The 17,887-nt window shown below is 63.4% G+C and carries 16 protein-coding genes; 8 read left to right on the forward strand and 8 right to left on the reverse strand.

The window, feature by feature from the left end:
• Positions 1-5: 5 nt before the first annotated feature.
• The gene (locus A477_RS0103970) at positions 6-3,581 is read right to left on the reverse strand and encodes a TM0106 family RecB-like putative nuclease (protein ID WP_017197725.1); all 3,576 of its coding nucleotides are present in this window, start codon (positions 3,579-3,581) and stop codon (positions 6-8) included.
• A gap of 99 nt (positions 3,582-3,680) precedes the next feature.
• Here A477_RS0103970 and A477_RS0103975 point away from each other — a divergent pair, with 99 nt between their 5' ends.
• Together A477_RS0103975 and A477_RS0103980 are read left to right on the forward strand one after the other, a co-directional pair.
• On the forward strand, positions 3,681-4,133 hold the full coding sequence (locus tag A477_RS0103975; RefSeq protein WP_017197726.1) for a nucleoside deaminase: 453 nt from the start codon (positions 3,681-3,683) through the stop codon (positions 4,131-4,133).
• A gap of 132 nt (positions 4,134-4,265) precedes the next feature.
• Positions 4,266-4,700, forward strand: coding sequence for a CBS domain-containing protein (locus A477_RS0103980; RefSeq protein WP_017197727.1), 435 nt, complete (start codon positions 4,266-4,268; stop codon positions 4,698-4,700).
• Positions 4,701-4,749: 49 nt separating this feature from the next.
• On the opposite strand, the gene A477_RS0103985 is transcribed toward A477_RS0103980, so the two are convergent.
• Entirely contained in the window at positions 4,750-5,046 is a 297-nt protein-coding gene (locus A477_RS0103985; protein WP_017197728.1) for a hypothetical protein, read from the reverse strand.
• Between the two features lie 87 nt (positions 5,047-5,133).
• Between A477_RS0103985 and A477_RS0103990 the strand changes: the two genes are divergently transcribed.
• Complete coding sequence (locus A477_RS0103990; protein WP_026005344.1) at positions 5,134-7,545, forward strand: Tex family protein; 2,412 nt, start codon at positions 5,134-5,136, stop codon at positions 7,543-7,545.
• A gap of 8 nt (positions 7,546-7,553) precedes the next feature.
• Here A477_RS0103990 and A477_RS0103995 read toward each other — a convergent pair whose 3' ends face one another.
• From A477_RS0103995 to A477_RS0104005, 3 genes are all read right to left on the reverse strand, one after another.
• Complete coding sequence (locus tag A477_RS0103995) at positions 7,554-8,585, reverse strand: alpha/beta hydrolase (protein WP_017197730.1); 1,032 nt, start codon at positions 8,583-8,585, stop codon at positions 7,554-7,556.
• The gene (locus A477_RS0104000; protein ID WP_017197731.1) at positions 8,582-8,944 is read right to left on the reverse strand and encodes a DUF1622 domain-containing protein; all 363 of its coding nucleotides are present in this window, start codon (positions 8,942-8,944) and stop codon (positions 8,582-8,584) included. Before A477_RS0104000 ends, A477_RS0103995 begins: the two co-directional genes overlap by 4 nt.
• A gap of 136 nt (positions 8,945-9,080) precedes the next feature.
• On the reverse strand, positions 9,081-9,995 hold the full coding sequence (locus A477_RS0104005; RefSeq protein WP_017197732.1) for an MSMEG_6728 family protein: 915 nt from the start codon (positions 9,993-9,995) through the stop codon (positions 9,081-9,083).
• 83 nt (positions 9,996-10,078) lie between these two features.
• Here A477_RS0104005 and A477_RS0104010 point away from each other — a divergent pair, with 83 nt between their 5' ends.
• The 3 genes from A477_RS0104010 (at position 10,079) to A477_RS0104020 (ending at position 12,561) form a co-directional block, all read left to right on the forward strand.
• The gene (locus tag A477_RS0104010; protein WP_017197733.1) at positions 10,079-11,110 is read left to right on the forward strand and encodes an adenosine deaminase; all 1,032 of its coding nucleotides are present in this window, start codon (positions 10,079-10,081) and stop codon (positions 11,108-11,110) included.
• Between the two features lie 145 nt (positions 11,111-11,255).
• Complete coding sequence (locus A477_RS0104015) at positions 11,256-12,182, forward strand: pullulanase X25 domain-containing protein (protein WP_017197734.1); 927 nt, start codon at positions 11,256-11,258, stop codon at positions 12,180-12,182.
• Between the two features lie 94 nt (positions 12,183-12,276).
• The gene (locus tag A477_RS0104020) at positions 12,277-12,561 is read left to right on the forward strand and encodes an acylphosphatase (RefSeq protein ID WP_017197735.1); all 285 of its coding nucleotides are present in this window, start codon (positions 12,277-12,279) and stop codon (positions 12,559-12,561) included.
• Positions 12,562-12,628: 67 nt separating this feature from the next.
• Here A477_RS0104020 and A477_RS0104025 read toward each other — a convergent pair whose 3' ends face one another.
• Positions 12,629-13,522: a ribokinase gene (locus tag A477_RS0104025; protein ID WP_017197736.1), complete on the reverse strand. Its 894-nt coding sequence runs from the start codon at positions 13,520-13,522 to the stop codon at positions 12,629-12,631.
• A 37-nt stretch (positions 13,523-13,559) separates the two neighbouring features.
• Positions 13,560-14,333 (reverse strand): GntR family transcriptional regulator, encoded by a 774-nt coding sequence (locus tag A477_RS0104030; protein WP_017197737.1) that lies wholly within the window; start codon positions 14,331-14,333, stop codon positions 13,560-13,562.
• A 134-nt stretch (positions 14,334-14,467) separates the two neighbouring features.
• On the opposite strand from A477_RS0104030, the gene A477_RS0104035 reads away from it, so the two are divergent.
• Complete coding sequence (locus A477_RS0104035; RefSeq protein WP_017197738.1) at positions 14,468-15,943, forward strand: MFS transporter; 1,476 nt, start codon at positions 14,468-14,470, stop codon at positions 15,941-15,943.
• Positions 15,944-16,040: 97 nt separating this feature from the next.
• Positions 16,041-17,033: a nucleoside hydrolase gene (locus A477_RS0104040; RefSeq protein ID WP_017197739.1), complete on the forward strand. Its 993-nt coding sequence runs from the start codon at positions 16,041-16,043 to the stop codon at positions 17,031-17,033.
• Between the two features lie 82 nt (positions 17,034-17,115).
• Here the strand turns inward: A477_RS0104040 and A477_RS0104045 are convergent, their stop codons facing one another.
• Positions 17,116-17,868: an ArsR/SmtB family transcription factor gene (locus A477_RS0104045; protein WP_017197740.1), complete on the reverse strand. Its 753-nt coding sequence runs from the start codon at positions 17,866-17,868 to the stop codon at positions 17,116-17,118.
• Between the last annotated feature and the right edge of the window lie 19 nt (positions 17,869-17,887).

A 17,887-nucleotide genomic window follows, 5' to 3' on the forward strand; every position in this document is an offset into this window, starting at 1 on the left:
CGCCCTCAGCTACCCCCGCGCTGGCAGAGGGCAACGAAGCCGCCGAGATTCTCCAGACCCTCGGGATGCGTCGGCAGGTAGTTGGTCAGTTCGGGTGAACGTACGACGACGGCACGCCACTGACCGCGCGAGACCGCCACGTTGATCCGGTTCCGGGACAGCAGGAACTCCATGCCCCGCGGGACTTCTCCGGCTGCTGACGCGGCCATGGAAACGATCACAACCGGAGCCTGCTGACCTTGGAACTTGTCAACGGTACCCACCCGCACCTTGCCTAGTCCGGCGATTCGTAGATGGTGCTTGATCAGCTGGACCTGGGCGTTGTACGCGGCGACCACCAGAATGTCGGTTTCCCCGAGGGGACGGATCTCAGGCGATTCCGAAGGGTCCAGCCAGGTCAGGCCGAGGTGGGTCTGGACTTGTCGGACCGCCTCCGCCGCTTCCTCGGGTGAGGACGTTGAGTTACCGGTATGCGGGACGTAGATGCAGGAAATGCCCGGAGCAACAGCGTCCAGGTGTCGTTCCTTGGCCGCGGGGGCTGCTTCAAGTCGGTTGTCGTAGGAAAGCTCGGAAACTGCGCTGCAGAGCTCTGGATGCATCCGCCATGAGAGCGCCAGAAAGTAGCCGAGTTCAGGCGGCATGGTGTTGTACCCGTCCGAGAGCCAGCCGAGTGCCGATTCATCAACAGGTTCCGGATGCGTCCCTTGGGTGACCTGCGGAAGCTGCTGAGGGTCACCCAAAAGCAGAAGTCGTTGTGCAGCCCTGCTGACGGCCATGGTGTTTGCCAATGAGAACTGTCCGGCTTCATCGATGACCAAGAGATCCAGCGAGCCCGCTGGAACCGAAGTGCCCACCATGGTCCAGGCTGTTCCGCCAATCAAAGCCCCGCCCGGCTTGGACAACAGTTCTTCCACGTCGCCTTTGGCGCATTGTGTCCACGGCACCGGGTCGTCGTGTTTGACTTCTTTGGCCACCCGTTGGGGATCCACTCCGGCCTTCTCCACAGCAGCGCAGAGCATATTTTCCACCACGGCATGCGACTGGGCCACGACGCCCACTTTCCAGCCAGCAGCGACGAGCCGGGCGATGACATGCGATCCGACGTACGTTTTGCCGCTTCCCGGAGGTCCTTGCACGGCCAAGTACGAATCGTCCAAGTCCTCGACGGCTGTTGTGATCGCATCAACGTAGCCGTCAGCTCCGGCCGCGACGGCTGGCAGAGCTGGCAGTGTACGGAGCTTCGGAGGCTGCCTCCGCACCAGATCCAAGGAACAGTCCCGAGGCCACTGCGGCAGGGCAGCGCTGAGTTTCGTGGCCAAAGCCGCGAGTGCTGCCCGCTGTCCGTTGGTGGCAATGGGCGGATCCGGAGTAAGCGCCATGGGCAGTTGGCTGAACGCCGTGGAGTCCTTGCGCAGGCCTTCGGCGATGGTGACTGTTTCGAAGTCCTCGTGGTCCCCGACCTCCGTGACCAAGGTTCCGTTCCAGCCTGCACGGCCAAGCGCGGCGGATCGCTTCCCTTGGAGTGAGTCCGGCAGAGGCGGGCCGTACATGCGGAAGTATTTCTTCCCGGGTTCCAGCCCCGCGCCGTCACCGGACCGGCCATAGAGTTTCACGAGCCGCGCAGGGTTGCTCCGAGGTGTCGGTTTTGCCCAGTCCTGCAGCAGTTCGGCGTGGTCGACAACGAAGAGGTCGCGCTCGTCAGGCCACTGTGAGGTTGGCCTTTCCAAACGGTCGAAGTGGCCCCACCAGTGCTGCTTGTCCTCGCGACGGTGGTACCCGACTCCCGCGGCCACGATGCCAATAGCGCGCGAATCGGGAGTGGCTCTCTTGTCCTCGGGCAGTCCTGCGATGTAGTCGAAGAGTGCTTTCTCTTCCGGCGCCGCCTCATACTGTTCTGGTTCGGTCTTGTCAGGTTCGGTATCTGTGAGGGGCGCTTCGTCCGTTCCACCCACGGGCACGATGGAACGCTCCGCAGCACGGGCCAGCAACCAGTTGCGCAGTTCCAGCGTCGAAAGGCAGTCGTATTCGTTGTAGTCCCGGATGCCTTCGAGGATTACAGCTGCTTCTTCAGGGTTTCCCGTATCCCTTGCCATGCAGTAGTCCGCGTAGGCAACAACTGAGGCGCCGGCGTCGGTCACGTCACCCGAGCGAAGGTGTTGTCCCATGTAGAGAGGCTCGAGCTTCTTGATGCTGTATGAGTTCTCCGAGATCCGGATGCTGTGCCGGACGGTGTCGTAGAGGTCCACCAGGACACTTTGGCGCAGGAGGTCGTCGACGGCGGTTTCGCCGACCACGTGCGTCAGGGACAGGTTGCGCAGAGCGGTCTTTTCGTAGGCAGCGTAGTGGTAGATGTGCATGCCGGGATACTGTGCCCGCCGCTTGGCCACGTACTCAAGGAAGTCCACAAAGGCCTTGCCTTCTTCAGCCCGTGAGTGCGCCCAGAAGGGCCTGAACACTGGCTCGGCACCGGGTTCTACAGGGTTCTCGATGACCCCGAAGAGGTACTCCAGCCCCCACTTTCCCGTGACGGGGTCCTGCCACAGGGGATCGCCTTCGAAGTCGAAGAAGATGTCGCCCGGATCCGGAGCGGGTAGCCTGCCCAAGGTGTGGTCCGGCAGGACGTTGTAGCTGATGGCTTTGGTTTCACCGGACTTGTCCATGTACTTGACCGTGCCATCAGGCGTTCCTGTTCCGGTCTGCAGCCGTGCCTGCTCACGGAGCCGCAGCAGCGTGGGGTCACCCGCCTCGGGCATGGCTGCCAGTCCGTCAATGGTAGTAACGCCGGCCTCGATCAGTTTCTTGCGCCGACTAATCCGCATGCCGGCCACCATGAGGAGATCCCGATGGAGTTGCACCTGCTCAGCGCAGTAATCACACCGGCCACAGGCGGAATAGCGGGAGTCGCCCCATTCCACGGGCCCGTTGTCCGAAACGTGCGTCTCGGTCATGCCAAGGAAGCGTTCCCGGCGTTCCCTCAAGACGGGAAGGATCTGGGCAAGGGGGTGGTGGCTGTGGACGCGGTTACCCAGCACTAGGGTGACAGTGGGATCCGGTGAGATCCCTGCCTGGATGAGTTGATCTCCATAGGCGGCCAACTGCAGGAGGGCTGTGACCTTGGCGTGCCGCGCGAGCTTGGTGTCGAAGACCGCGTACTGCCCGCCGGTGCGCTTCACCAGGAAGTCGGATCGGCCATGGAACTGGCCATCGAAGAAGGCGGCCTGAAAGACGACGTCCGCTCCGGAGCGTAGGGCGTCGATGGATTCCGCATGCTTGGCCGAAAGGGTGGCGCGGTCCATAGCAGAGGCGGGAACGACGTCGTAAACGCCTTTTCCCGTGGCCGCATCCCATGGCCCGAACTCAGCCATGAAATCATCCAGGACCCGGTGCTCGTGGACGTCGCCCAGCTTGGCTGTGCGCTCCAACATGGCGTCGGCTGCGAAGTCCGGCTTAGGCGTGCGGCCCAGTTTTTCGTCGAGTTTCCGGAGCAACTGGTACTCGCAGGTGGCAGCGATGACGAGGTCGCTGGCCGAGAACACCAAGTCCGGCCGGGCGCCCGCGATCTGAGGATCGAGAAAGAACACCGCGACCCACCTGCCTTTCCGATGCCGTGATTAAACCCTTGCAGCCAAGCTATCAGCGGGCCCTGACAATATAGGGCGTAGCCACTTTAGACTGCACGCATGACTGAAACTGCCCCGACCCCGGATCCCGCTTTCGAAGCCGCCTACCAAGCCGCGCAAAAGAGCCTCAGCGAGGGCGGCATCCCGATTGGAGCCGCATTGGCCCGCGGAGGGGAAGTCATTGCCAGCGGTCACAACGAACGCGTCCAGCACGGCGATCCGATCGCGCACGGCGAGATGTCCGCGCTGAGGGCCGCCGGGCGTCAGAGGAGCTACCGCGACACCACCCTTTACACCACCTTGGCACCATGCGCGATGTGCACGGGAACCATCATCCAGTTCAAAATCCCGAGGGTTGTGGTGGGTGAGGCCGAAACGTTCCCCGGCGAATTCGACCTCCTGCGTTCACGTGGCGTGGAAGTCGTGGTGCTGGACGACCCCCGCTGTGTGGACATGATGCGCACATTCCAGGAGGAACACCCCGAATTGTGGGCCGAGGACATCGCCGAATAGCAGCGGGAAACGGACTATGCAAAGGGTGCAGAATTCGCCTAGTCACAGATAGCCACCGAGCGTAGGCTGACATCATCGGCGTCGGTGCCGAGAGGCCCCGCGTCGATGACCCCAATCGATGAAGGAGGACCCATGAGTGCCGTACGTGAATTCATGACAACCAACGCTCAGTGCATCGAAGAGGACAAGACTCTTCAGGAAGCCGCCAGGCTGATGAGGGATATGGACTGCGGTTCACTTCCCATCTGCGGCCACGACGGCAAGCTCACCGGCTTCATCACCGACCGCGACATCGTGGTCAAGTGTCTGGCAGAAGGCAGGGACGCCCGGGAAGTACGCGCCAGCGAACTCGCCACCGGCAAGCCCTTCTGGGTGGACGCCGATGCCAACGTTGACGAGGCCGTCACCATGATGGAAGAACATCAGGTGCGCCGCTTGCCCGTCATCAGCGACCACAAGTTGGTAGGCATCATCAGCCAGGGCGATATCGCGCGCAACCATTATGCAGAACAGCGCCTCGGCGAGATGGTGGAGCACATTTCAGCCAAGGAGCGCATGTCGCACTGATATCCCAAGCCACACTGACAACCCAACCCAGCCGCCGCGAGGCATCCCTTTAGAGGAACGCCTCGCGGCCCGTTCCTTCACGCAACACGAGCTCGCCGTGTTCAATCGAAACCAGCAGGCTCTTGGGTTTCCCCGCGAGCTTCTTCGTGGCGCTAAGTTTTCGGCTGCCGACCTCCACACCCACGGTGGCGCCCTTCGCCGGCAGCTCAACTGTTAATTCGTCGGCCATCCCCAACAGGGACTTGGTGGACACACCCCTCTCAGACACGGCTTCCTTGCCGTTGACGGTCACTGTTACGTCATCGGAATCAAACCCGTCCTGAAGGATGATGAGCAGTTCCTGCATGGGACAACTACAGCACTAACGGCGCCCGCGGGATAGGCCTTCCCCATACCGCCTTCGGAAACTGTCGGCTATGTGAGGCAAACTGTCATGGTGACTTCAAATCTCCAACTCCAGTCAGCTGATGCCGCCATCCATGCCCTGATCGCCGAAGAACTCGGCGTCAAGACCTGGCAGGTCAAGGCCGCGGTGGAACTGCTCGACGCCGGATCCACCGTCCCCTTCATCGCCCGCTACCGTAAGGAAGTCACCGGGACGCTCGATGACACCCAGCTCCGCGACCTCGAGGAACGCCTCAGATATCTGCGTGAGCTGGAAGAACGACGCAAGTCCGTCCTGGAAGCGATCGCCGCCCAAGGCAAGCTGACCCCGGAACTGGAAGCCGCCGTCGTCGGGGCCGATACCAAGGCGCGCCTGGAGGACATCTACCTCCCGTTCAAATCCAAGCGCCGCACCAAAGCACAGATCGCGCGCGAAGCGGGACTGGAGCCGCTGGCCGATGTCCTGCTGGCCAACCCGCAACTGGACCCCGCCACCGAAGCCGCAAAGTACTTGAACGCCGAGCACTCCATCGACGACGCCGCCACGGCGCTCGCAGGAGCCCGCGCAATCCTGGTGGAGCGCGTCGGGCAGGACGCCGACCTCGCGGAGGACCTCCGTGAACGCCTCTGGAAGCAGGGACGCATGGTGTCGCGCGTCAAGAAAGGCATGGAAGCCGAGGGCCAGAAATTCAAGGACTACTTCGACTTCACCCAGGTGCCGTCAGGCATGCCGTCGCACCGCGTTCTTGCCCTGTTGCGCGGTGAGAAGGACGGCGTCCTTGAGCTGGACCTCGCCGAGGCCGACCCCGCCGACGACGACGCCCTGGCCGCCGCCCGCGGCCGCTATGAGAATGCGGTGGCCAAGTGCCTTGGGGTCGCCAATCAGGGGCGGCCTGCGGATGCCTGGCTGACACAAACCGCGCAGCTGGCTTGGCGGGGACGCATTCTGGATCGGCTGACCACGGACCTTCGCGGCCGCATGTTCGCCGACGCGGAAGATGAAGCGGTTCGAGTGTTCGCCGCCAACCTGCGGGATGTCCTGCTTGCCGCACCAGCCGGCAACCGGGCAACGCTTGGCCTCGATCCAGGACTCCGGACCGGCGTGAAAGTGGCTGTCGTGGACGGAACCGGCAAGGTTGTCACCACGGACACCATCTACCCGCACGCACCCGCGAAAAAGTGGGACGAGGCCTTGGCCACGCTCGGACGGCTCGCCAAGCAGTACAACGTGGAGTTGGTGGCGATCGGCAACGGAACGGCTTCCCGGGAAACGGACAAGCTGGCCACGGAACTCATCAAATCCCTCGAAGCTTCAGGCTCCAAGGGGATCCAAAAATTGGTGGTGTCCGAGGCCGGGGCTTCGGTGTACTCAGCCTCCGCGCTCGCGGCTTCCGAACTCCCGGGCATGGACGTTTCGCTCCGCGGTGCTGTTTCCATTGCCCGTCGGCTTCAGGACCCCTTGGCCGAGCTGGTCAAGATCGAACCCAAGTCCATCGGCGTGGGGCAGTACCAACACGATGTCACCGCCGCCAAGCTTGACCGCTCGCTGGATGCCGTGGTGGAGGACTGCGTGAACGCCGTGGGCGTGGACGTGAACACAGCCTCGCCCGCGCTGCTTAGCCGCGTGGCCGGCGTCGGGCCGCTGCTGAGCGAGAACATCGTGGCCTATCGGAACGAGAATGGGCCGTTCGCTAAGCGCAGCGACCTCAAGAAGGTGCCCCGGCTGGGTGCCAAGGCGTTCGAGCAGTGCGCGGGCTTCCTCCGGATCACCGGGGGAGCGGAGCCATTGGATGCCTCCAGCGTGCACCCGGAAGCATATTCGGTGGCTCGGAAGATCCTCGTAGCAGCCGGGGGCGGTCCCGCCACGGCGTTGGATCCGCAGGCATTCGTCGATGGCACGTTCGGCCTGCCAACGGTCAAGGACATCATGTCCGAGCTGGAGAAACCCGGCCGCGACCCCCGTCCCGCGTTCAAGGCGGCGTCCTTCTCTGAAGGCATCGAGAAGATCTCCGACCTCAAGCCCGGCATGATCCTGGAAGGCACAGTCACAAACGTGGCCGCGTTCGGCGCCTTCGTGGACGTCGGAGTGCACCAGGACGGGCTGGTCCATGTCTCGGCGCTGTCCAACAAGTTCGTCTCAGACCCACGGGAGGTCGTGAAGTCCGGCCAGGTGGTACGGGTCAAGGTGCTGGAGGCCGATCCCGAGCGTAAGCGCATCTCCCTGACCTTGAGGCTCGACGACGAACCCGGCACTGCTGCTGGTGGGCGCACCTCGGGTGGACGTGCTTCAGGCGGCGAACGTGGTGGCGTTCAGCGCGGTGGCGGCCAGGGTTCACAACGGCAGGGCCAAGGCGATCGCCGTCAGGGCGGCGCGCGCCAAGGCAAGCCCCAGCAGGCTCCGGCCGCTCCCGCCAACACAGCAATGGCTGAAGCGTTGCGAAGGGCCGGACTGGGTAAATAAGGTGCGGCCTACAAACCCGCGGTCCTGGCCTCCCACACCTCTGCGTTTGAAGCTTGCAGTGCCATCGGTAGCCAGCGCCCGATGCGTTCGAATGCCTGGCGCCTGACGGGTTCCGGCGAGAGGAAGATGTCGTGGAATGCGTTGGGCAGCCGGCTCACCGTGACGGTGTCCGCCAGGGACAACGCGCGGTGGGCCACGGCATCGACGTTGAGTGCCACGTCAGCGGTGAGCGCATCGGCGGACCACTTTGGTTGCAGGTAGCTTTTGTCCGAGAGCAACACGAGCACAGGGACCTCGATGCCCAAACCTGCTGCGACGGTCGCTTGGCCACGGAACACGGCGTCGAGGAAGGCCGGAGTGATGGGGAATCCACGGTCAGGCCGCCACTCGAGGTTGTATTCCCATTCGCCGTCAAGGGTGGCTGATACGGCCCGGGTGTAGATGCCCGGATCTACTGGCGGCAGCGGCGCCAGAGGATGAAGACGGGCGTGGAGCCCCACGAGGGGTGCGATCGCCCGCCTGCCCAGCTCGGTCGCCTGGAATTCCAGCCAAGGGCTGTTGAGGATCACGGCCGATGCGACGCCAGGATGGCGCGCGGCCCACAGGCTGAGGGTGAGCCCACCAGTAGAGTGTCCCAACAGGATGAGCGGCCGGTCCACGCCCGGAACGCCAGAGCGGCCCATGGCTGACAGCGCCGCCTCGATGTCGGCGTCGTAATCCGCAAGGTTGGTGACGAAGCCCGGCACCAGTCCCGGGCGCAGGCTGCGACCATAATTATGCAGGTCCAAGGCATGGAAGTGAGCGCCGGCCCGATGCCAGAACTCCGCTACATGCCTTTGGAAGAAGTAGTCGGACCAGCCATGGACGTAAAGAACATCTGCGTCGATTCCAGCGCCGTCCGGAGTTTCGCCGGAGACCGCGAGCGACTCCGGCGCCGAGCCAAGGTACCGCACCAAGGTGGCGGTAGCGCCGCCGTCGAGCTTTAGCGTTTGTTGCTCGAATCCTTCGCCAAGGATGTCCGGGCTCCACGGCTGCATCATGCGCTTTTTTCCTTCTGCCAGGGCCAGCGGCCCGTTATTTCGAGCTCGAGGGAGAAGCTGAGGAAGGTGCGGATCAGCACGATGATGGCCAGGACGCCCACGCTTTCAAAGGTGGGCGTGACGGCGACGGTACGGATGATGTCGGCGGCCACCAGAAGTTCGAGGCCCAGCAGGATGGACCTGCCCAGCAGTTGCCGATATGAGCGGTAGGGAGAAAAAGGAGCGAGTCCCCTGGCACGTTGTGGTTGATACCCGCGCAGGGCCAGAGGAACCGAAACCAGGGCCCCGATCACCATGACTGCCACCCCCGCGAAGTCCATGTACCGGCCGACTTCTTCGATGACGTGCTGGAAATCCATGGCCCTCCCTGCCTAGGTGCGTGCCTCCACCGTCTCACACAGCTCTCGCCGCACGCAGTAAACAACGACGGCGGCAGCCGGGTTCCGCTGAAAAAGAACCTGGCCGCCGCCATCGGGCGTTGCTGAAAGGGCGCAGCTACAGCGCAGGCGCCGGGACCGGGAAGAAGACCCGCGGATCCTGAAGCAGTGCGGGGTAGTCGAAGTCGGTGCGCTTGATCACGTTGGTGACCTCGAAGTTGCGCGCGAACCGGCCGTCAACAGTGATGGGTCGGCCCTGAATCAGGCCGACAGCGAAGATTTGGCCACCGTCGAAGGGCACGGCGAGCTCGGTTTTGCCGGGCAGGGTATTGAACGCCTGTTCCTGTGCTTGGCGCTTTCGCGTGGGCTTTTTCTCGAGCTGCTTGACGGGCCGCTTCTTGGGGCCCTTAACCTGGCGGCGGGACTTCTCCTCGGCGTACACGAACTGGTACTCGTCCGGGTCTGACGGTGCGGCCGCACGGGCCTTGCCGTGCGGCGGCATGGCCACGGTGGTGAGTTGCTCCGGACGGAGGTCTTCCACGTTGGCGCGCAGGATCAACAAGCGATCCTCTTCCGGGTCCTCCGGGTGGAACTCGTGCTTGGGTTCCGGCCACACGTACTCCAGCTTTTCCTCGGTGCCGGGGAAGATCTGGGAGTAGTGCTTGGGATCCTTGGAAATCAGCTTGGAGCGGTGGCTGAGGTGCAGGTCCTCGTGTCCGAGCCACGGCGGCATGATGATCCTGGAGGCGTAATCCGGGTGGGCCGCCTGCGGGGCAAACTCCGTGATGTTGGTGCGCGTGTTGTCCGGGTGGCCGCGGGCAATCCACTCGTCGGCCATGGCCAGGCCGTACATGGTGAGCGCGGGGACGTGGCCCATCCACATGCGCACGGCGGGGTGGGACTGCCAACCGTACTCCGGGATCACCAACGCGCGGAGAACCTGGAGGGCTTCGACGCGCTGTTTGCCGAGCCTTGAAGTGTCGAGCGCCGCGGCACTCTCACGGAAATCGGCGAAGGGGAGGAAAGTCTGCATCCTTTCAGTTTGAGGGTGCAGGGCGTGAGAACCAAGTTGAGTGCTCCGGGACACGTGCCGGTGTTGGGGCCTAGAGTTGACGGGTGGAAACTTTTGGCGAGAAAACTACGACCACGGCGCCTCCGGTTGCCGAACTGCACCTGCACATCGAAGGGACTCTCCAGCCAGAGCTGATCTTTGCTTTGGCCGAACGAAACGGCATCGAATTGCCGTACGAAGATATTGAGGAACTCCGGGAAAAGTACGAGTTCACTGACCTGCAGTCTTTCCTGGACCTCTACTACGCCAACATGGCCGTCCTGCAGACTGAGCAGGATTTCACCGACATGACGCGCGCCTACCTGGAGCGGGCTGCTGCCGGGGGAGTGCGCCACGCGGAAATCATGATGGACCCCCAGGCCCACACCTCCCGGGGCGTGGCCCTGGAAACCTGCGTCAATGGCGTGGCCAACGCGCTGGCCACCTCCGAGGAAGATTTCGGGGTCTCCACCCTCCTCATCGCTGCGTTCCTGCGCGACATGTCCGAGGATTCGGCGCTTGAGGTCCTGGACCAGCTCCTGGCCATGCACGCTCCGATCGCCGGCATCGGCTTGGACTCCGCAGAGGTGGGGAATCCGCCGTCGAAATTCGAGCGCCTGTACCAGCGCGCCGGGGAGGCCGGCTTGCGGAGGATCGCGCACGCGGGAGAGGAAGGACCGGCTTCCTACATCACCCAGGCGCTGGATCTGCTCCATGTAGAGCGGATCGATCACGGCATCCGCTGCATGGAAGACACCGACGTAGTGCAACGACTCGTCGCTGAACAGGTTCCCTTGACCGTCTGTCCGCTCTCCAATGTCCGGCTCCGTGCGGTGGATAAGCTGTCTGACCACCCCCTGCCGGAGATGTTGGCGATTGGCTTGAACGTTTGCGTGAATTCGGACGACCCCGCTTACTTTGGCGGCTACGTGGACGACAACTTCGAGCAACTGGTCAAGGTCCTGGAATTCTCGGTTCCTGAGCAGGCCACCCTGGCTGCCAACTCCATCCGGTCCTCCTTCGCCAGTGACGCCCGCAAGGCGGTGCTGTTGGACGAGGTCACGGAGTGGGTCAAGGCGTCCGTAACACCCGCTTAAAGCACGGCAGCCGAGACCCGTAGATCACTTGCGGCGTCTGTGATGTCACACTCAGTCACGACACACGGTGTTTACCTTCTGCAGTCGCGGGAATTAACAATTCATTGGCAAACTTTGAGGGAGTATCCACCGTTGAAGGAGAAGCATGGGCGCGAATACCGCCGAGAACACCAACCTTCGTCTGAAGGCCGTACTGGACATCCTCGCCGAGAGCGTATGGTCCGGGGCCACGTTGAACGCCGGCGAGGTGCTGGCCGAAGCGATCGTCCGAGTACCTTTCAATGACCATGAGGCTGAACTTCTCAGTGGCGGCATTCCCCGCGGCCACAAGACCCTGACGTCGGCCTCAGCCAAGCTGGTCAAGGCTGGCTGGCTGGTCAAGGGCCGTTCGGGTTGGACCATTCCGGAGGACGGCCTGCGGGCGACAGTAGCTTTCCCGGACGCAGAGGAATTTGGAGCAGCGCTCGACGCCGGAACTCCGGTACCGGCCGACGTCGCCGTTCCGACGGCCCCGCCTGTGAAGCCCCAAGCCAAGAAGACAGCTGCAACCAAGCGGGCCGCCGCGAAGAAGGCCACCGAGCCTAAAGTCGCGGCTGCTGATGTAGCTGAGCCGAAGGTCGCTGCAGCCAAGGTCTCCGCGCCGAAGGCCAAAGCAGCAACAGCCAAGGCTTCCTCCGCGGCGGCTGCACCCGCGGCGAAGAAGCCCGCCGCGAAGAGGTCCGCCAGCAAGGCGCCGGCGAAAGCAGCGGCGGCCTCCGCCGTCGAGACCCTGCCGCAGCCTGACGCTGTTGCCATCGCAGGGGACTTCAACAAGATCCTGGGAGCACCCGAGGATTGGGCGCCGCAGTACGACGAAGCCCAGATGGAGTTCAACCCGCTGGTCCAGGTGTGGACGCTGACGGCTGAATTGCCCGCCGGTTTTTACACCTACAAGATCGCACTGAATCGTTCATGGGACGAGAATTACGGTGCGTTTGGCGCCCGTGATGGCGCGAACCACGAGTTGAACCACGACGGCGGTCCGGTCACCATCACGTACAGCCACGCGACGCGGGACATTGTGGTCGGCTAGGTTTATTTCCGGCTCGCAACCTGCCCCTGTTCGTCCCACATCCCTTTGTACGGTGAGTGGGACGAACGAGGGCAGGTCTCGTTAAGGTGGTTCCATGACTGACGAAACCCTTCGCCTCACAGCCCGCATCACCGGCGTTGTTCAAGGCGTGGGATTCCGCTACTGGACGGCCCGGAAAGCGGACGAACTCCTGCTGACCGGCACAGTCCGAAACAGCGCGGACGGTTCCGTGCAATTGGTGGCCGAGGGTTTGGAACAAGACATCGAGGTCATGCTGGGCTGGCTGAAATCCGCACGTGCGCCCGGCAGGGTTGACCTTGTCGACCACGAGTTGTCCAAGGCCACCGGGGAGTTCGACGACTTCCGCATTGTTGGCTGAGCCGTTGCTGGGCCCCGGCGATTCCGTGGTGAGTCCTGATCCTGCGCGCCGACAACGTTTCCGCTGGTCAGGCAGGCTGAGCCGCAGTCCGCGTCGCCTCAATGTAGTGCTCCAGCGGCTGCAGCGCAGGCTGCGAGGAACTATCCCTGACAGCGTCGGCACCAACGGCGTTGGCTACAGCGAGGGCATGCGCGTACTCAAGTCCGGACCGGAGCGCCAGGACCAGCGCGGCGCAGAAGGCATCCCCGGCTCCGATGGTGTTGGCAATATCAGTGACTCGCACTGCCGGAGCGTCGGCCACCCTTTCGCCATCGACGAAGATCGCCGAACCGTCGCCGCCGTAGGTCACAGCAACCAGGGGAGCGTCGCGGAGCGCAGGAATGAGTTCATACTCCGTCTCGTTCACGATCACCAGGTTGCACCGTTCCAAGAGCTCGGGAATGATCGGCGCAGCAGGGGCAGCGTTCAAGACAAAGAACCCTTTGGCCTGGCGCGCGGCTTCCAGCACCACGTTCTGGTCCACTTCGAGTTGGCAGAGGACGGCCTCATCGTCAGCGAACGCGACTCCCTCCAGGCTCACTGAAGCGTTGGCGCCGGGGCACACCACTATCTGGTTCTCACCTTCGCCATCTACCAGCACCAGGGCAGTTCCTGTGGCGGCATCCGCCCGGGAAACGTCGTGGACGTCGACGCCGGCGGCCGCCATCGCGCTGAGAAGGCTGGCGCCGGCGTCGTCCTGGCCTACGGCCCCCACCATGCGGGAGTGTCCGGCGAGCCGGGCCGCAGCAACAGCCTGGTTGGCGCCCTTCCCGCCGGGTTGCTGGCGGAGAACGCCTCCGCCAACGGTTTCACCGGGCGAGGGGAGGCGGTTGGCCGTCGCGGTGATGTCGAGGTTGATGCTGCCCACCACCGTGAGCGAGGGGGCCAATTTGGGCGCAGGGGACTGCAGGGACGTGCTCATGGGAGAACCCTTTCGGGAAATTAGCGGAGGGGAAAATTCAGGAGGACTGGATGACGGAGAGGTGCCCGGCCTTGGCGGCTACCAGGCATTTGGCGAGGTAGAACGGGGAACCGTTCCGTCGCACGTATTGGGTGAGGACCAGCACGGGATCGGAGGGGCGGAGGCCCAGCAATTTGGCACGGCTGGGACCGGCGGTGCTGAGGCTGATCTGGCATTCCCCGGGGCCAAGGGTCGCGCCGGGCAGCCCGCTGAGGACCTCCAGGAGCGTTGAGGCGGAAAGCGTGGGAGCTTCTGCAGCTTCGGACAGGGCCTCGGCTTCGGGGATTCCTTGGGCGACGTTCTCCTGGAGATGCGCCAGGGGCTCACCGTTCCGGATCAGCACGCTTTCCCAGAACCACACGTCCTCGTCAGGCTGGACGCCGATGCCTGGTGCCACGAATTCCGACGCCGGTTGCGTGATCGCAGCTACCCGTTTGACCTGGATGTCCTGGTCGGACCCGCCAAGAAGCTGGTCGAACGGTCGAATGTGTTCAATGCCGATGCGGGGGAGCGAATCGGCAACAAACCGGCCAACTCCGCGCCGTGCCCGGGTGAGGCCATCTTCTTCCAGCAACATCAGCGCCTCCCGGATGACGGTACGGCTGACGTCCATCATGCTGCCTAGCTCGGTCTCCGTGGGGAGCAAGGAACCCGGCGGCAGGATTTTGGTCCGGATCGCTTCGGCGATTCGGGAGTAGGCCGCGACGCGCAAAGGCTGCCCGGGTTGGGCGGCGATGGGTCGTGACAGGAACTGGACGGCGTTGTCGGTCAAGGGTGCCTCACTTGAGATGGGTTACGGATACTGTACCGGATGACTGTGATAGGTTGCACAAGCTCGTAATACATGCTTGTATAACAACTCACATCTCGTGGCGCCGCCCGCGCCCTCGGACAAAGGAGTTTGATGTGAACATCCCCAATACCGCGGTTGACCCGCAGCCTGCAGATCCCCAGTCTGTTGACCAGCACGCTCCATCACAGCTGACATCAGCTACTGAAGCGGCCACAGACGAAGGCCGCTTCCACGGCAAGGCCGCCGCGCTGCTGATCACCACGCTGGTCCTGGCCGTGCTGGCATTCCAGCTCAACGCCAGCATGATCACTCCGGCCCTGCCACACATCGGCTCCTTCTTCGGCGAGACGCCCGAGGCCGTGGCCCAAGTGCAGTCGATGTTCTTCCTCGCCGGCGCCATCGCTGGACCCGTGATCGGCCGCTGGAGCGACTTCATCGGACGCCGAAATGCACTCCTCCTGGTGTTGGCCATCATGGGCGCGGGAACCGTGCTGTGTATCTTCGCCCCCACCTTGCCGTTGCTGGTCACCGGCCGTTTCATGCAAGGTGTTTCCAGTGCCATCTTTGCGCTTTCCTACATCGTCCTGAACGAATACCTGCCCGCCCGACTCTTCGGAACATCCATCGGCATCATCGCTGCCATCAACGGCGGCGTGGGCGGCGTGGATGGCTACTTCGGCGGACTCATGGCTGAGACCCTTGGTTTCCAATCGATCTTTGTCGCTGTCCTGGTACTGGCCGCAATCGCCGTCGTGTGTGTCATTAAAGTGGTCCCGAGCGGCAAGTCAGCCGTTGCTCCGGGCCGGATGGACTGGTGGGGCGCGGGTTCGCTGTCCGTGTTCCTGGTGTTCATCACCTACTTCGTGTCCACCGGATCTTCGGCTGGCTGGACCTCGCCCGCAGCGCTCGGCCTGCTTGCCGGAAGCATCGCATCATTCACGGCCTTCTGGCTCATCGAGAAGAAGCGCGAAACCCCTCTCGTGGCCGTTCACCACCTCCGCTCACGCCAGGTGTGGCCCGTCATCGCCACCACCGTGCTGACGCTCGCGGGCATCTTCGCCATCATCAACTTCACTGTTGTGTTGCTGAGCCAGGATAAAGAAAACGGCTTCGGACTGTCAGCTTCGGTCGCAGCCCTGCTGTTCCTCACACCCGCAGCGCTCATTGGCGTGTTCGCGGCTCCGCTCGCCGGCTGGATCGCCGACCGCCGCGGCTGGATCAAGACCGTTCGCGTCGGCACGGCAACCAGCCTCGCCTGCGCAATCGTTGCGGCGCTATTCGCCCACAACCAGGTAGCAGTCCTCATCGCCATCGCCGCTCTGGGCATCTTCTACAACGGGTTCTTCCTCACCGCCATCAACGGCCTGTCCGTGCTGCTCTCGCCCAAGGAAGCGCCAGCCGCGCTGCCGGGCATCAACGGTGCTTCCTTCGGCATCGGGGCGAGCCTCGGCGTCGTGGTTGTTGCACCGTTCGCAGGCCAGGGCACCGCAGCTGGATACTCGGCGGCCCTCTGGATTTCAGTGTCCATCACGGCACTCGCCTTCATAGTCAGCATGTTTATCGCGGCCCCCAAGGGCGAAAAGATCTAACGCACGACGTCGGCACGCGGCTGCGCGTGCAACTCACCGCAGCTTCAGCCCACTCCGCACAACAAGCAGTCCGCTTCACCTGAAACGAGAGACCAAAATGACCCAGCCCGCCCCCTTCTTCCTCGACTGTGATACCGGCATCGACGACGCCCTCGCCCTGGCCTACCTCCTGGCCTCCCCCCGGGCGGACCTCGTCGGCATTGGAACCGTGAGCGGCAATGTCAGTGCGGCAGGCGGGGCCCGGAATACCCTGGACCTGCTGAACTTGGCCGGCCACCCGGACGTTCCCGTGGCTATTGGCGCCCACGATCCGCAGGTTGGCTCTTTCCACGGAGGCGCTCCGCACGTCCACGGTGACAACGGCATCGGCGGGGTGGACCTGGTCCCGTCCGACCGTGAACCCGTCAAGGCCACGGCCGCGGAGCTGCTGGTCCAAATGGCGCACAAATATGCGGGAGAGCTTCGCCTTGTGGCCATCGGCCCGTTGACCAACATCGCCGAAGCCCTGCGCCTGGAACCTAGACTGCCTGAGCTGATCGCCGAGGTCACCATCATGGGCGGCGCAGCGCTGGCCCCGGGAAACATTACGCCCGTTGCCGAGGCCAACATCGCCAACGATCCCGAGGCTGCCGCCGAAGTGCTGGCCGCCGACTGGAACGTGACGCTGGTGCCGTTGGATGTCACCATGACCAACGTCCTGGAGGAAAACCACCGCCAGGAACTGCTCGCCACCGAACACCCGGTCTCGCAGGCACTGGGCGAAATGCTTGGGTACTACTTCGGCTTCTACATCGACATTTTCGGCCGGGCTTGCTCGGCGATGCACGATCCCCTTGCCGCAGCCATCGCTGTCAGGGGTGTGGAACTCACACTGGCGCCGACCGTCCGGGTCCAGGTAGATACCACCGACGGACCCGGCCGCGGTCAGACGGTCTGCGATCTCCGTGGCCAGTACGCGGGATTCCCTGAGCAGCGCGGTGCACGTTGCCGAGTGGTCTTGGCAATCGGCGAGGACTTCGCACCGCACCTGCTGGGTACCATGCAGGCGGCCTGGTTGACTGAGGCTCAGGCAGCGGCGCCGGTCGCCTGACTGGCGGAAGCCTGAGGTATCGGCGACGACGGCGGCAGCGGCCCGCCGTCGTCGCCCTCTTTAAGCTGTAGTCCTTTAGTGACTACGCATACATGAGCGAGCCGGGCGTGGTGAGGGTTTCGCCGGTTTCCAGCCAGGTTTTGAGGCCCGAGAGGATCATGGGCCAGCCGCCGTACAGTTGGTCGTTCGCACCTTCGCGGAGCTGATCGTGCGTCACAGTGAGGTGGCATGAGTCGCCGACGGGCTCAATTTCCCAGGTGACCCGCGAGGTTCCCTCGGCCTTCACATCCTCGCCCCAGAGCGCACGCATGGTTTGGACGAGCCGGCGTGGGGGATCCACCTCGATGTTCTCGCCCTCGCCGAGTGGCGCGTCCGCCTTGACGTTGTGCATCTCGAAGCGGCTGCCCGGAGTCCAGTCCGAGGTGAAGGTGTTTCCGAACTGGTATTTGCTGCGGATCTCGCTATTGGTAATGGCTTCCCAGAGCCGCTCCGGGGTGGTCTTGATGTAAATTTCGAAGATCTTTTCCATGGGACTTTCCAATCTGGATTTGAGGTCGCTGAGGGCAGCGGCCCATGGTTCTGCGTATTTGCTCACCCAGCGATCGTGGATGAGGCGGATGGGAACCGGATTCAGGAAGTGCAGCTTTTCGCGCCCCCGACGGCGGGTGACCACCAATCCTGCATCTTCCAAAAGCTTGAGGTGCTTGGCGATACCGAAACGGGTCATCTCGAACCGGGCTCCCAAGGCCGAGGCAGATTGACCGTCCTCGCGGAACAGCTCATCCAGGAGTTCCCTGCGGGTTGGGTCTGCCAAGGCCTTGAACACTACGTCCATGGGCCCAGAATAGGTGACC

It is taken from the genome of Arthrobacter sp. M2012083, assembly GCF_000281065.1.
Classification (GTDB): domain Bacteria; phylum Actinomycetota; class Actinomycetes; order Actinomycetales; family Micrococcaceae; genus Arthrobacter.